Below are 14401 nucleotides of genomic sequence, written 5' to 3' on the forward strand. Positions count from 1 at the left end.
TCGTGGCTTAGCCGCTGTTAAGGTTTTTGTGCCGTATGCGGTACGCCTTCGACTAATCGCTCGGTCATCCGAGCGCGGTATTCCATCAAGCTATTTGCTCCTTGGAAACCAACTACCGTTTCGTCCCAATCGAGCTGCTTGCTGAGCAACCGGCCATTGTCGATATCGAAACGAATTTCTCCGTTGCTCATTTGCTGGACCACCTGTGCTCGCACGGAATCCTCGTTCATGGGCGTTAGCGGTTCGCTACGAATCGACAAGGTTGCGACGCCGGTTTGAACCTTTTCGAGGGTGTACCGTTCTTGGATTTTGATCACTTTCACTTCGCCGTTCTCCAACCTTGCCTTTACTTCGTGAGGCACGTTCCATGATTCACCAATCGCAATTGGATTTTCAGGCAATTGAAGTGTCAACGATCCCATCCCTAACGACGCCTTGCTGCCACCGTGGTCTTCACGTGTGAGCTCGTTGCCCATTGGATTGATCGTCACGGTTGCTAATTTTTTACCCATTTGTTCGGCGACTAACGTAAACACGCTCGGTGGATCTTCGCCGCTCATGCTGTCCCAACGAATTTCTTCCGCTTCACCTTGTTGCTGAGTCATTTCGACCGAATCAACGACATGATCAAACACCATCTCGCCTTCCGGTGTTGCCGGCAAAATATCCCAGTGTCGCTGACTAATCGTGTGCACCTGAGAGATCTCTTCGGCACCGCGGATCCGCGTTTTTGTTTTCGCTTGATGAGTGACTTCATACTGTAGTTTTTCGCCGGGATTAAGATGGTAACGGAGCGAAAATCGCTCCAATACGCTGTGCGACGCGTCCTTGGAAGCGGGGCTATCCGCTGGGTCGGCCAGCACGAACGTGGCAAAGTTGGCGAAAAAAAGCATCGAACATGCTACGCAAAGAAAACGATTCACGGCAATCGACTCCATCCGAGAGGGAAACAAAACAACTTGGGCCAAAACGGTGTTTCACGCCTAGTGCTGCCAGAGTCGCAAATCAGGGCAAACGCTGCAATAGAAATTCCCCAGAGACTTTTTGTGGTACGATTCGTTTACGTTTCCAAAAGGGATGCCTATGCTTGAACCATCGCCTCACAACGGTCAAAAACGTCTATTACGGTTGGCGGCTTGCGAACCAATTCAATTGCAAGCAAAGCAAATCTCGCCCGCCGAAGTTCTCGATACACCAGGGCCATTGGTCGGAATCGTCAGTAGCCGCCTGGGTCATGATCCGAATTTACATCGTCAAGTTTGCCAATTCCTGAGCCGCCGGATGATGGATCTCCGTCAGCGTCACGCCCGGATTTTAGTGGCTGCCGGATCGGCCATCGAAAAGTTGGCCATTCGAGCCGCGGAGCTTTTCCATATTCCCGTCGTACGACTGATCGTCGGCAAAGAAGCCACTTCGTATGCAACCACGGAGACCGTTTTGGTTGACTGTGTGATCCAGTCAAATGATGCCCTACCGCGTGACGCAGTGCTCATTGGTTTGGCGGACCAAATCGATGCAGCCTACGTCCGCCGAGGAGGCAAGATCGACCAAGCACTCCGCCGACGATTGCTCGCCCTCCGCGATTCCTCTTGCCGAGTCGCGGTGCTAAACGAATTGCCAACCGCTGGCCCCGAGCTGATCCAATCCGGTGCAATCGGGTGGTATTTGTCCGATACCGATCAGGCGATGGAATCATGCGTCAAAGGCAATACTTATCAACCGATCATTGACGGTGATACCCGATGGATGCAGAGCGACGGACAATGGTTGATCCATTGCACGCGATCCTGTCTAGGACCTTGGCCAGGCCAGACACCAAAGCAGCACCAAGACGAACTTCTCCTCGGGCACTCCGATGGCTTTGCGAATCCAACGTCACGCGGACCGCTTGAAACGCTAATGCGAATCGTCCGCTCCGGGCGACTGGTGGCCGGTGCAATCACGAGTGCTCAAAAGTACCCTGTGGTGTGCTTCTCGGAACGGTCGCTTGTGGAATGTCTAAAACAACGGTCGTTTCGCTCCCATGTCAGCCGCTGGGACGGCGAACCGTACGGGATCGCAGTTCAGATCGATGCGGCCAAACGATTTGGGATCAAACCCGTCATCTACGGTGAAAAAGAGCATCGGAAACAACTCACCAGCGAGGACAAATTTCGTTTTCAAGCCAAAGGCAAGACGCACGATTGGACTTTAGAGCGAGAATGGCGATACAATGCAACGATCGACCTGACACGCTTCGCCGAAAACGAAGTGCGCGTGTTTGTGCCGGAGAAAGTAGAAGCAAGCCAACTCTGCCCAATCCGCAATTGGCTAATCTCCGTCACAACAACCTGAACCGTTGTTTCGTGAGAACTCCATAGCAGGCTAGTTTTTTCGGCCGGTCGAGCCCTGTACACTTACAATACCGACTATCTTTGAAACCGCTTGACTGACAAAGGAAACGCCGATGAGTTCCGACAAGGTAAGGTTCCGCTGCCAGTGCGGCCAAGAATTATCCGCCGCAAAGTCTGCCGCGGGCGCAAAAGTCGTATGCCCAAAATGCTCAACGACACTTTTGGTTCCTGGTGCTGCCGCCACACCCGCTGCGTCGGCGACCGACGTCATCAAAATCCGATGTCCTTGCGGGCAGGTCCTGGCGGCTAAAAAATCGGCAGCCGGATCGACGGTCGCATGTCCGAAGTGCCAGCAACACCTTCGCGTCCCTGGGTCGGCTCAACCTGCCCCTTCGCAACCTGCCCCTTCGCAACCTGCCCCTTCGCAACCTGCCCCTTCGCAACCTGCCCCTTCGCAACAGGAATCACCGGACGCGTTTGGCGACGGCGGCTTTCCCTCGTTCTCCGAACCTCCGGCAGCCGCATTCTCAGCACCGCAACCGGCGGCGCAAACGCCCGTCAATAATCCATATACCGCTGCGGCCGCAAATCCATACAGCCCGCCGTCCGGCGGTGGCATGGCCGGTCCGGTCGCCGCAGGAAACAACGATGCGGAACGGACTCGGAACCAATATTTGTCACACGAAGCTTCTATGAAGGGCATTGGACTTTTGTATTTGCTCGGCTCAGTGCTCTTGCTTTTTATGGGGGTACTCACACTGATTGGTGGAATTGCGACGCTTGCAGCAGGCGGGAAAAACCCTGAAGCCGGTGTGATTATTATGGTTCTTTCGGTCTTCTATCTCGGTTTCGGTGCATTGCAACTCTTTGTCGGCCGTGGACTTCGTCGCATGCAAGAATGGGCTCGGATTACCGCTGGCGTCTTGACCATCCCCGGGCTTTTGGGAATCCCCATTGGGACACTAGTCAGCGCCTATTTCCTCTACATTTTCTTTTCCGAAAAAGGGAAATATGTCTGTAGCGATCATTACCGCCAAGTCGTCGCGGCGACGCCCCATATCAAGTACAAAACGCATCCCGCAGTATGGGCCGTTCTGATTGTCTTGGTTCTCGTGATCGTGTTTGGAATTATCGCCTTAGTTTTTACCGGCAGTTGAGCGATCATGCGGAGCATCGGCTTTCCCGATTTGATAATCCGCGGTGCACGATAGCCACTCTCGCACCGCAGCATCCACTCTCGCACCGCAGCGTGCTATCACCGGATCGTGATTCACGAACAGGATCCGGTTATTTCGGTCGCATCTTTCGTAGTGGCCGGTGTCAAACCAGGATCACTTTTTCACTCGGCTAAACTGTGGCGAACAGGTTGAGTTTGTCGACGCTCCTTCTACACGCCGTTTCGCTGCTGCGTTTTCTGCATCCGTATCGCAGGCCGCACGCGAAGAGATGACGTGTAACGATGGACCGACTCATTCCAATTTATTGGATCGCAACGATCACGGCATGATCGCAGCGAGCCTACTGACCCATCCTGTTGGACCTCCCATTCGTGATGCTCTCTTCCTCAACCGACCTCGCTGGTGCAAACAGCGATGATGATGCGTTGCCATTTGGTGACCGCATGATCTCGGAATACTTATTGGTGTGCGAAGCTCGCGCGACATCGTTGACCGATGGCGTTTGGAACTTCTCACTCGAATCCGCTGACGGTACCCCCGTCTTTACCGCCGGAGACAGTGAACACGGTGACCTCAATCGCTTGACTCTTCTCGCAGCCGTGCGCGGCCTTGAAGCAATCGAAGGTCCATCGTCGGTCACGCTGTTGAGTAACAACCGCTACTTGATTCGTTCACTCGCCGATTCCTTACCGCGATGGCGCGAGAACAATTTTGTGTGGGAACATTTCGGTCGTCGCATTGATGTCCAGCATGCGGATTTGTGGCGTCGCGTTGACCGAGCCCTTGGGATCCACCGTGTCGAAGCATGTTTGGTTTCATCTCGTTTGGTCAGCCCCGTGCAACGCCCCAAGATGATGGACGCTGGCTCAGGTCGTGAAGCCAAGCGTTCATTCGAGTCGAAACGCTGCGAATCGAAAAACGGCGTCACCGTGCGGATCGATGCGCCACATGAGGCCGTTCCTGCCAACCACACAGCAGGCCCGGTTGCAGGTCACGATTCGGATCGCGATCCAATCAAACGACCAAGCGACCGGCTGCGACGGTGGCTACTCAGCGGAGCGACATCGGCTGCGGCTGCCGCCCCAGCACGTCGCCAACTGACCACCGCGGAATTGCTCGAAATGTCGTGAGCAAAACCGCAAAACACATCTGAAAATTGATCAAGCCGCCTTCGGTTGCCCTTTCCGAGCGGCCAAACGGACTGCCCTTTGTGGCAAAACGGACTGAATTTCCACAACCCTTTCACGTATTTTTTGATTTCGGTATCTCAAATGCACACTCAAGTTTCGCTCTCGTCGATCACCAAACTCATCGACGGAACCCACGAAAACCCTTCTAATCTGTTGGGACCGCATACGATCGATTATCGCGGCAATGCGGCAGTGGCCGTCCGCAGCTACCTTCCGGACGCGAAAGCCGCATGGGTGATCGACCGGGCAAGCGGCCAAAAACGGGCGATGCGGCGAATTCACCCGGCTGGATTTTTTGAGGCGATTTGTGATCCTATGGTCGACGGATCGCGCCCGAAACGCGATGCTAGTAGTAGCACCGCATTGGAAAAATCAAAGTACCACATCCAGATGACTAACGAATCCGGAAAGCTAGTTGAAATGCAAGACCCTTACGCAATCCCTTCGATTTTGACCGACTTTGATCGCTATTTGATCGGCGAAGGCAAACACCACCAAATCTACGATCGACTCGGTGCCCAACTTCGCACGGTAGACGGACAATCGGGCGTCAACTTTTCCGTCTGGGCTCCGAACGCTCGCAGCGTCCAAATTGTTGGCGATTTCAATGGATGGGACGGTCGAAAACATGTCGCACGGGTCCAAGCGCATCTGGGGATTTGGGAACTGTTCGTTCCTGGAGCAAAAGTAGGCGACCGCTACAAATTCCGGATTCATAACGAACAAGGCGAATGGGTCGACAAAAGTGACCCCGTTGGCTTCGCCGCAGAATTGCCTCCACTGACTGCATCGATCGTCACCGACCTAACGACCTTTCAGTGGTCCGATAGCGATTGGATCGACGGGCGGGCCGAGTGGAATCCAATGCACGAACCCATGAATGTCTACGAAGTCCATCTGGGAAGCTGGCAAAAAGGCCCCGGTCGAACGCACGGTTGGCTCGACTACCGCGACTTGGCCCGACGATTGGCTGAGTATTGCCACCGTATGAATTTCACTCACGTCGAGTTGATGCCCGTTAACGAACATCCATTCAGCGGGTCATGGGGCTATCAAGCGGTTGGCTACTTTGCACCGACCAGCCGCCACGGCAACCCCGAAGACTTCATGTACTTCGTCGACTATATGCACCAACACGGTATTGGTGTGATCATTGATTGGGTCCCCGCTCACTTCCCCAAAGACAGTCATGGATTGCGTCGCTTTGACGGTTCGGCGCTCTACGAGCATGAAGATCCACGCAAAGGCGAGCATCCCGATTGGGGCACAATGATCTTCAACTATGGGCGCAACGAAGTTCGAAACTTCTTGGTCGCCAACGCACTGTTTTGGTTAGACAAATACCATATCGATGGTTTGCGGGTCGACGCGGTCGCTTCGATGTTGTACCTCGACTACAGCCGCGAAGATGGCGAATGGGTTCCCAATCAATATGGTGGCCGCGAAAATCTCGAAGCCCTCGATTTCCTTCGCGAATTCAATATCGCCGTTCACGAAAAATTCCCGGGTGTGGTTACAGCCGCTGAAGAATCAACCGCTTGGCCCGGAGTATCCCGCCCAACGTACGATGGCGGCCTTGGGTTCACTTACAAGTGGAACATGGGATGGATGAATGACACGCTGACCTACATGCGAAACGAGCCGATTCATCGAAAATACCATCAAAACGAATTAACGTTTAGTTTGATCTACGCGTTCACCGAAAACTTCATGTTGCCTCTTTCGCACGACGAAGTGGTCCACGGCAAAGGATCACTTATCAGCCAAATGCCTGGTGACATGTGGCAGAAGTTCGCAAATCTGCGTTTGTTGTACTCTTACATGTGGACCCACCCAGGCAAAAAACTGTTGTTCATGGGTGGCGAATTCGCTCAGTGGAACGAGTGGAATGACGATGATGGACCGGATTGGATTCTGCTCGATTTCGCCACCCACCGTGGCGTGCAACAACTGGTTGCCGACTTGAACAAATTGGTAGTCGAGAACCCCGCGCTGCATCAACTCGACTTTAGTGGCGAAGGGTTCGAGTGGGTTGACTGCATGAATGCGGATGCCAGTATCTTGTCCTATCTTCGCAAAGGACTTGACGGTGCTCCGCCAATCCTCGTCTGCAGCAACTTCACACCAGTCGTTCGCCAAGGTTACCGCGTCGGTGTTCCCGAAAGTGGTTATTGGAAAGAGATTTTCAACAGCGACGGAGAAGCCTACGGCGGAAGTAATGTGGGAAACTATCCAGGACGAAAGACTTTTGGCGAAGGCCAACACGGTCGCCCCGATAGCATCTCCATCGACTTGCCACCGCTGGCAACCGTGATTTTCCGCCTTGAACAGTAGGCAGCTCGTGCTGTCGAAGTACCGACCACAGCGAACGGCGCAACGGAGATTTCCGTGAAGAGCGCCGTTAGTTTAAGCTGTCGCTGATCCCGATCGATATCGGATCGGACTCGCGACGGCTTGGCCAAACGTTTGACTCAGGAAACTCGGCTGCAAGCTGTTCCGCCAACCGCTGCATCGCAAAGCGTTCGCTTTGGTAGTGGCCAATCAGAATCAAACTGATTCCAAGCGACTCGGCTTCAAGGCAAGTGTGAAACGTCGCTTCGCCCGTGACCATGGTATCGCAACCTTTTCGATGGGCCGCTGCCAAGAAACTACCACCGCTACCGCACGCGAATGCACATCGGCGGACCGGCCTGTTGAACGAACCAACACATCGCCAATGATCGCCGGATACCAGCTTTGATACACGCGAAGCAAACTCCGACAACGACTCCTTCTCGACGAGAGTCCCGTAGCGACCGCTGCCCAAATTAGTCGGATCTGGGTTCGCTGGATTGCCGTCGAGCTCTAGATCGACCAACGGACGAACATCACAAAGTCCCAATTGGTCAGCCCATTGTTGGTTGATCCCTGCGGCTGCCGAATCGAATGCAGTGTGAGCGCTATAAATTGCAACGCCCGCTCGGATCAATCGCAGCAGCATTGAGCCCGCAATGGTATCGGACGTGATCCGGGAAAACGGCTTAAAGGGCAGCGGATGATGTGTGACAACCATATGGACGTTTTCGTCAACGGCTTCATCGACCACCAAAGGAGAGATCGTCAGACACGTCATAATACGGCTAGCCTCGCATTTGCGATCACCGACTAGCAAACCGACGTTATCCCAGGACTCAGCCAATCGCAGAGGCGCGATCTCGGCCAAGCATTGACAAACCCGATCCACGCTTACCATTGAATTTCCCCATTGTCGCCCCTTCGCTCGGCGCGTGGGCGTAGCCCGACCTTAAACGATCATTGCGACGCAAAGGCGACCGGACTAGCCGACCATCGGACCGATTCAAAACCTATCCGCGACTAAATCAACCTCGTCACCTATTTTGGTGCGATCATGCAGATCATTCGTCGTCCGTGTTGTTGCGGTGGCGTTTCGACCTTGCCTACCTCACTTAGCATTTCGACGACCATCTCCATGACCTTTCGGCCTTCTTCGATGTGCGCCATTTCGCGGCCACGGAACAGAACGCTTACTTGGACTTTGTCCTTGTGCTCCAAGAATTTTTCCGCTTGGCGGATCTTGGTGCGTACGTCCTCGTTACCGGTCTTGGGTCGAAGTCGAATTTCTTTGGTCTTCGTCTTGGTATGACTACTTTGTTGTTTCTTGTTCTTCTCGTACTTGAATTTGCCGTAATCCATGATTCGGCAAACTGGCGGTCGCTCGTTGGGAGCAACTTCCACTAAGTCGAGGCCAGCGTCACGTGCTCGATCGAGGGCTGCTTCGGTTGGGATTATCCCCAACTGTTCCCCCTCTTCACTGACGACTCGAACCGGACTGATTCGGATCTGGCTATTAATGCGTACGGTATCGCGAGATTCTTGCTGGTTGGTTTTTCGTGCCAATGCCACTAAATAAAACGTCTCCGGCCGGATGGCGGTTCCGGCACAATAGGTAAGTGTTCGATCCCGGATACCTTATTCGAAGGCGACCAAAATCGAGTAAATCCAAAAGGTGTTTGGGGGGGACCAACGCAGTCCCATCCCGATCTGCAAACCACTTTACCTCATCATATAGGCGATAGGGGCGGTTTAAGGGGCCGTCAAGCCCAAATGCATTGCAAAAGTATCCATCTCAGCGGTGGTAAACGTCAACAGTGAAACCCCTGAAATCCGCATTTTGCACCAGAACAGATAGCAAAACAGGCTCATTAAGGGTCGCCGGTTACAATAGTTAGCACTTTCAGGGGGATCAGGCGCTGGAATTCGGCTTGATTCGCTCCAAAAAAAACCGGATTGAAACATACTTGACGAGTCGGCAAGTTCGGCACAGACTACCGAGGCTGAACGGGAGACCGCAAGTTCAAGGACGAGCGGGGTAACCGTCGAAACGATACCTTGTCGAGGGTCATCAAGATTCGACATCTTGTTGAGTCCCGACTCAAAAAGGGCAATTAGCTCAGTTGGTTAGAGCGCCACGTTGACATCGTGGAGGTCACAGATTCGAGTTCTGTATTGCCCATTAGATAGTGGTTTCCCTTGCTATCCTGAACTATAAAAACACCGCTTTTCGCGGTGTTTTTTTCATTTCCAGCCGAATCACCCAGCCCCCCAATAGTGCCAAATAGACCCGAAATGCAACCGCCAGTGCAACCGCGGTTGCATCCCAAATCGTCGGTCTCCGGCTCGGGATCGCTCACCAGTGGCGCGGCGGCCACGGTTTGCCCTTTTGGGTCCGATGCCGCTTGGAACGCTTCGTCCGTTGCCATCGCGTAGGACTTCATCGCCACGGGGACGGAATTGCCGATCCACGAAACCACGTCCTTGGCTGGATAGCGAGCCAACAATTCTGTTTCGCGACTCGCTCGCAAGTTTTGAAACAACTTCGGCCACGGGGTGATTCCGGCCCGTTTCAGAATCAACAGAAAGGTGGATCGTAGATTTTGGGTCGATTGTCGGTAGCGGGTGACCACGAATTCCGCGCTTCCGTCATCGGGGGCCGCGTCCCATGCTGCTTCCAAATACGGGCGCAACTCGGGAAAGATCGGGCAAACGCGAACACCGCCAGCCGCATGGTGCTCCGTCTTGCTAGCATGGATCGTCATGCGACCGGCCGGCAAATCGACGTCCGACCACCGCAACGCGACCAACTCACTCGGGCAACGCAAGCCACCGTAGCGAGCCAACGCAAGAATCGTCCGCCACTCGCTATCGGGGCAATGCGCCATGCAACTTTCGATGACGGGGGCAGGTACGAAATGTTGCCGCTTCGCATTTCCCTGAATCGAACTAGGCAACTTTGCGAAAGGGTCCGCCGGCATGTAGCCTCGTTCTACCGCTTCTAAGAAAAACTGTTTCGCGGTTGCCGTTCGACGTCTCACAGTATCTTCGGCCATCCACTTTCGATTCTTATCCCGGCGGTTGCCTTTCGTTTTTAGCCAAACTCGCCACCGCTTCGCCTCAGCCGGTGTAATGTCACGCAACAGTTTCTTGCGACCGAAAAACGTAAGCAAGTTTGCTTTTGCTTTTGTGAAACTCTCTTTCGTCGATGCCTTCACGTCTTGGCGCTCGCCAATGTATTCGTCGATCCACTTTTCCAGCGTCAAAACTTTCGCAACACGTTTCGCGACCGATTCACACAAACCGCACCTTGCCAATTTATTTCGCAAGTCGTCATCGATACCACTAAGCCAATCGGCCGTTGCCATTTCCGGCGGACGTTTTTTCTTCACTTGATCTAGCAGGTGTTCGACGTGATCCTTCACTTCCTGCGCTCGCCACTCGGGAACGTCCCCAAGCCAGATTGTCCGGTTTCGCTTTTCCGCGTCCCGAAACTGTAAGCGGTAGCCCTTGCGGCCGCGGTCATTTTCTAAGCGTAGACTTGCCATTGAATCACCTTTCAACGTCACCAAAGGAGAGAAAGAGCAACGGCGGGCCGGTGGTGAAGCCGGTTTTCGTCTGTACGGGACTAGCCGTTGCGCTTTCGAGTGTAACAAACTTTCTATTCGGATGCTCCGGCCGGCTCGGGCGAAACAATCGTCACCATTGGGGACCGGCCACGGCGCGATTCAACGCGGACCAAACCACGTTCGGCCATCTTTCGCAATATTCGCCTTGCTGTTTTGGGGTGGACGGACAATTCCGCAAGGACGGTGGGTGACAACTTTAGGGGGTTTCGACGTTGGTAGCCGGCCGCGTACCACAGCAACACCGCCACCGCTTCGGCTTGTCGGCCACAGCCGGGAACCAACTTGAACCAAGCCAGCGGGATCGGACCACGGATGAAGCGTTCACCATGTCCGTGTCTCGGGAGTGGCACCGATGCCGGCTTAGCCTTGCCTTTCGCGTCGATCCGTCTTTCACCTTGAACGGTGAACAATGCCGCCACGTCATCGGGGCCGGCCGTGTAGGTTTCCAAGTCCATAGGGTTACTTACTTAATAATAAGATTCTTAAGGAGATACTTAATAAGACTCTAAGTAGATAGGGTACGGGTGGGACACAACGAACCTTTCACGGGACACAGCGAACCCAATTTGGGACACAGCCGACCTTTCAACGGCTCGCTATGTCCCATGTTTGCTTTCGGCTTCGGATGCTAAACGGAACACCTTGTCCCACATCTCCTGCCCTCGGTCGTCGTCCATGTATCGCGCCGGATAACTAACAATCTTCGCGTCTGATTCCAAATCGAAACCGTCCAGCACAATCCGGCCGGCTTCTCGCATGATCGTTTGGGCTTGGATCACCGCTTCGTCAATTTGTCCCGTGTCGGCTTCGATCAAAATTGCATCGTGAACGGGACAACAAATGGTGATGCCGGCTTCACTCGCCATCGAACACGCCAGCCGCAACATTTCAGCGCCGTTCGCTTGCATCGGAAAATTGGCCAGTGAACGCGGATTGTCACCGCCGATGGTATGGATCGTCCAACCGAACACGGTTTGCAATTTCCCACCCAACATCGCCGCGTCAACTTGCGATTGGGACCAACGCCAAAACACGGGGAACGTCTCACGATGCCTGCGCAACAAGTTTCGAGCGAAAGCCACGGGCTTGTTCAACTTTGCCGCCAAACCGTATTCGCTCATACCGTACTGGGTGGCCAACATGCAAACCTTATACGCCGATCTTTCGGCCGGATGACTCTGTTTCGTTGCTGACGGTGGGACGGCTCCGGCCATCTTCGCGAATTCCAAATAGGGATCACCGGAAGCGTACGCTTGCCCTAGTGCGGGATCGCTGGACAACGCGGCCGCTATGCCAAGTTCCTGTTGCGACCAATCGACATAGGCAATGGAACGTCCGACGGCCGGCTTGATAAGTCCTCGGAGCCATACCGACGGACCAAATATGAATTTATTGTTGCTCGGTTGATTGCGGCCGGATCGACTAGCGAAAGGACTTAGCATCGCGCGGTTGCGACCGTCCGATCCGACGGCCAACTTCTCCAACTTCATTTCCGATAGCGAGTGACGAAGTTCACGTAGGGGCGAAACTTGCGGATATGCTTTCGCCTGTTGCCGAAACGTACCATCGTCCAACGCCAGTCGTCCGCTATCGGTGTTTGGCCACGGGATACGGTTTCGGATTAGATAGTCCGCGAATCGATCGTGCCTGAACGTCTCACCATCGAACACACCAAAGGATTCGTCTACCGATGCAATCAATTGCCGCTTGATCGTCAACCAGTGCCGACGGAACATAGCCAGCGTTTCCATATCGATGGGGACGCCTGCGGTTTCCATCGACGAAACCGCCCGCATGTACCGGCCCCGCAAGATCGCTCGGGGGTAGTCGATTGCCAAATTCATCACGGGCAACAGCCTATCCACTGCGTCAACATCACTTTGGCAGTAGTCCAGTAGCGCCGACATTTCGGCGGCCGTGTACGGTCCGCCACGGATAGCCAAGTCCCGCATTTCCTGTTTCTCACTCGCCAACATCGAATCGAAACCAAAGTGAGACAAACAACCGAGTAGGCCCCGGCCTGCGGGTAAGGAAATGCCGTTCAACAAATTACGAAACTCGCAGTACAAATCGAGTACACGAATCGGAACGGGCCAACCAAGCGACAGAAAACAATTCCATTCGGCGGATGAAAAGTAAGCGACGAATAGCGAGCGCTCGCTAACATCAAACGGCGGCCGCTTCATCGTCGTTAATTCGTCCATCCCGATTCGGAGTAGCTTGCGAGAATGAAACTCACGGGCCACCAAGCAAGCGACAATGGGCCGCTCGCCAGGTGGTTGTGAGAATTCAAAGTCGATAAGCCAAACCGAATCAAATCGATTTAGCCAATCCATTACGCTGCCCCAAACAACTCTTGCAAGTAGGGATGATTCATCGAATCAATAAACCGTGTCTTGAACGCAAGTTCCAAGATTTCACGCAAAGACAATTCCGGCCACTCGGGCTCTGGCAAGTTTCCTGTGGCTTCAAACACCGCGTAGGAGCCGGCGTTCATATCGGCTTGAACGCGGACCCAACTTTTCACCGCAAGTTCCTGCGCTTCCAACATCGACGTATGCCAATCCATTGGCCGGCCGTTTGGGTCCGGTAACTTTGCCTGCCATAGAAAAGTGGTGCCGTGTCGATTCACCGCCGTACACAAGCGAACCAGCGAAATGAAGTCCGGTAGCGATGACCACAACGCGGGCGCAACCAAATAGGTTTCGCGGTTCGTCTTATCTTCGATAATGGCTGTATCGATCCTATACGCCGGCTCGGGATGCACACGGCAAAATTCCATCTTATCGGGCTTACCACACTTCACTGTGACAAGTTTACGCTTGACGCCAATCGCGCCGGCGGCCGTGTTCGGATTCAGCCGCAACGCGGCCGGGTCGAATGGGTCCGTTGTCGCAGCATCCGAAACCATCGAGGACATTTTTGCCCCCGACGGTTCGTCGGTTTGCGCTTCGAGTCCAGGCAATTCGTTAGGCGCTTTCGCATTGACTTTCTTTCGTACACGGCGTTCAGGTTTGTTATCATTGTTCATAGTGAATTTCCTCTTGCGGCCGCGTATCGCTGAATCCGATGCCGGCCGCTTTTGTTTTGGTTTCTAGTTGGTGGCTACAACCCCTTGGGTTTCGAGCCTGTTTGCGTAACGGTGGCAAGCCAATGGTTGCCCGAAAACACGGATCGCAAACGCTAGCGAATCCGTAGGACGTCCGGTGTTGGTGGTGGACGGCCACGTTGCTGTGGCAGAATTCGCATAGCATCACGCACCCCGCGAATTCATAGCCAAGTGTGCAATCACCGCATGGGGATCAAACAACACCTTGCGACCAACGCGGATGACGGGCAATTCACCGTCCCGCAACATCGTGTCCAGCTTCGGCACCGATACGCCGATCACTTGGGACAACTCGTGACGAGTGAGCAACCGACGGCGGTTTGCCAGTCGATCCGCGACACGTTCCGCCACCGCGTCCGCAAGCGTTTCAAGTTCAACGGGAGTGAAACTATCCACGTTCGCCCTCCTGCCGATCATCGACGGGGGAGTGAACGTTTTGTTCCGTTTCACGTCGGGCAGCTCGGGCGTCAAGGCTCAGCCGGTAAAGGCGTCGTAACAGTTCCCGCTCACGGCGGGCGTTGGCAATTTGCTGGGCCACCATTTCGGGTGGTGGCAGGGTTTCCGAAAGTTTCATTTCGTCGGCTCCAATCGGGGAATGAATCAACACACCCACAATTTGCCGCCCTCATTG

The 14401-nt window shown here is 54.2% G+C and carries 12 protein-coding genes, 1 tRNA gene and 1 pseudogene; 5 read left to right on the top strand and 9 right to left on the bottom strand.

The genetic code is table 11. The features are described 5' to 3' along the window. Positions 1 to 17: 17 nt before the first annotated feature. The gene (locus tag CA13_RS03650; RefSeq protein ID WP_419193895.1) at positions 18 to 893 is read right to left on the bottom strand and encodes a DUF6263 family protein; all 876 of its coding nucleotides are present in this window, start codon (positions 891 to 893) and stop codon (positions 18 to 20) included. Between the two features lie 190 nt (positions 894 to 1083). Here CA13_RS03650 and CA13_RS03655 point away from each other — a divergent pair, with 190 nt between their 5' ends. The 4 genes from CA13_RS03655 to glgB all read left to right on the top strand — a co-directional run bounded on the left by CA13_RS03655 (position 1084) and on the right by glgB (position 7035). Continuing rightward, positions 1084 to 2334 carry a hypothetical protein gene (locus CA13_RS03655; protein WP_146394642.1) on the top strand — a complete coding sequence of 417 codons (1251 nt, stop codon included), beginning with the start codon at positions 1084 to 1086 and terminating at the stop codon, positions 2332 to 2334. Between the two features lie 112 nt (positions 2335 to 2446). Continuing rightward, complete coding sequence (locus CA13_RS34595; protein ID WP_419193896.1) at positions 2447 to 3490, top strand: DUF308 domain-containing protein; 1044 nt, start codon at positions 2447 to 2449, stop codon at positions 3488 to 3490. 395 nt (positions 3491 to 3885) lie between these two features. Beyond that, positions 3886 to 4641 carry a ribonuclease H family protein gene (locus tag CA13_RS03670; protein WP_419195080.1) on the top strand — a complete coding sequence of 252 codons (756 nt, stop codon included), beginning with the start codon at positions 3886 to 3888 and terminating at the stop codon, positions 4639 to 4641. 141 nt (positions 4642 to 4782) lie between these two features. Next, a complete protein-coding gene (gene glgB, locus CA13_RS03675) occupies positions 4783 to 7035 on the top strand; it encodes a 1,4-alpha-glucan branching protein GlgB (protein ID WP_146394645.1) in 2253 nt (750 codons plus the stop codon). A 67-nt stretch (positions 7036 to 7102) separates the two neighbouring features. Here glgB and CA13_RS03680 read toward each other — a convergent pair whose 3' ends face one another. After that, positions 7103 to 7933, bottom strand: a complete 831-nt coding sequence (locus CA13_RS03680) for a Nif3-like dinuclear metal center hexameric protein (RefSeq protein ID WP_419193897.1) — start codon at positions 7931 to 7933, stop codon at positions 7103 to 7105. A 140-nt stretch (positions 7934 to 8073) separates the two neighbouring features. Then, positions 8074 to 8604 carry a translation initiation factor IF-3 gene (gene infC / locus CA13_RS03685; RefSeq protein ID WP_146394646.1) on the bottom strand — a complete coding sequence of 177 codons (531 nt, stop codon included), beginning with the start codon at positions 8602 to 8604 and terminating at the stop codon, positions 8074 to 8076. A 536-nt stretch (positions 8605 to 9140) separates the two neighbouring features. On the opposite strand from infC, the gene CA13_RS03690 reads away from it, so the two are divergent. Then, positions 9141 to 9214 (top strand) — tRNA-Val (locus tag CA13_RS03690). Positions 9215 to 9545: 331 nt separating this feature from the next. On the opposite strand, the pseudogene CA13_RS03695 reads toward CA13_RS03690, so the two are convergent. The 6 genes and pseudogenes from CA13_RS03695 to CA13_RS34600 form a co-directional block, all read right to left on the bottom strand. After that, positions 9546 to 10580, bottom strand: a pseudogene (locus CA13_RS03695) (tyrosine-type recombinase/integrase); the annotation flags it as partial. 113 nt (positions 10581 to 10693) lie between these two features. Then, complete coding sequence (locus CA13_RS03700; RefSeq protein ID WP_146394647.1) at positions 10694 to 11116, bottom strand: helix-turn-helix domain-containing protein; 423 nt, start codon at positions 11114 to 11116, stop codon at positions 10694 to 10696. Between the two features lie 141 nt (positions 11117 to 11257). Beyond that, complete coding sequence (locus CA13_RS03705; protein WP_146394648.1) at positions 11258 to 12997, bottom strand: DNA polymerase; 1740 nt, start codon at positions 12995 to 12997, stop codon at positions 11258 to 11260. Then, a complete protein-coding gene (locus CA13_RS03710; RefSeq protein ID WP_419193898.1) occupies positions 12997 to 13692 on the bottom strand; it encodes a hypothetical protein in 696 nt (231 codons plus the stop codon). The genes CA13_RS03705 and CA13_RS03710 overlap by 1 nt, the downstream gene beginning before the upstream one ends. A 222-nt stretch (positions 13693 to 13914) precedes the next feature. After that, a complete protein-coding gene (locus CA13_RS03715) occupies positions 13915 to 14166 on the bottom strand; it encodes an excisionase family DNA-binding protein (RefSeq protein WP_419193899.1) in 252 nt (83 codons plus the stop codon). Further along, positions 14159 to 14344, bottom strand: coding sequence for a hypothetical protein (locus tag CA13_RS34600; protein WP_419193900.1), 186 nt, complete (start codon positions 14342 to 14344; stop codon positions 14159 to 14161). Before CA13_RS34600 ends, CA13_RS03715 begins: the two co-directional genes overlap by 8 nt. Positions 14345 to 14401: the final 57 nt, after the last annotated feature.

The sequence above is a fragment of the Novipirellula herctigrandis genome (genome assembly GCA_007859835.1).
Taxonomy (GTDB): Bacteria; Planctomycetota; Planctomycetia; order Pirellulales; family Pirellulaceae; genus Novipirellula_A; species Novipirellula_A herctigrandis.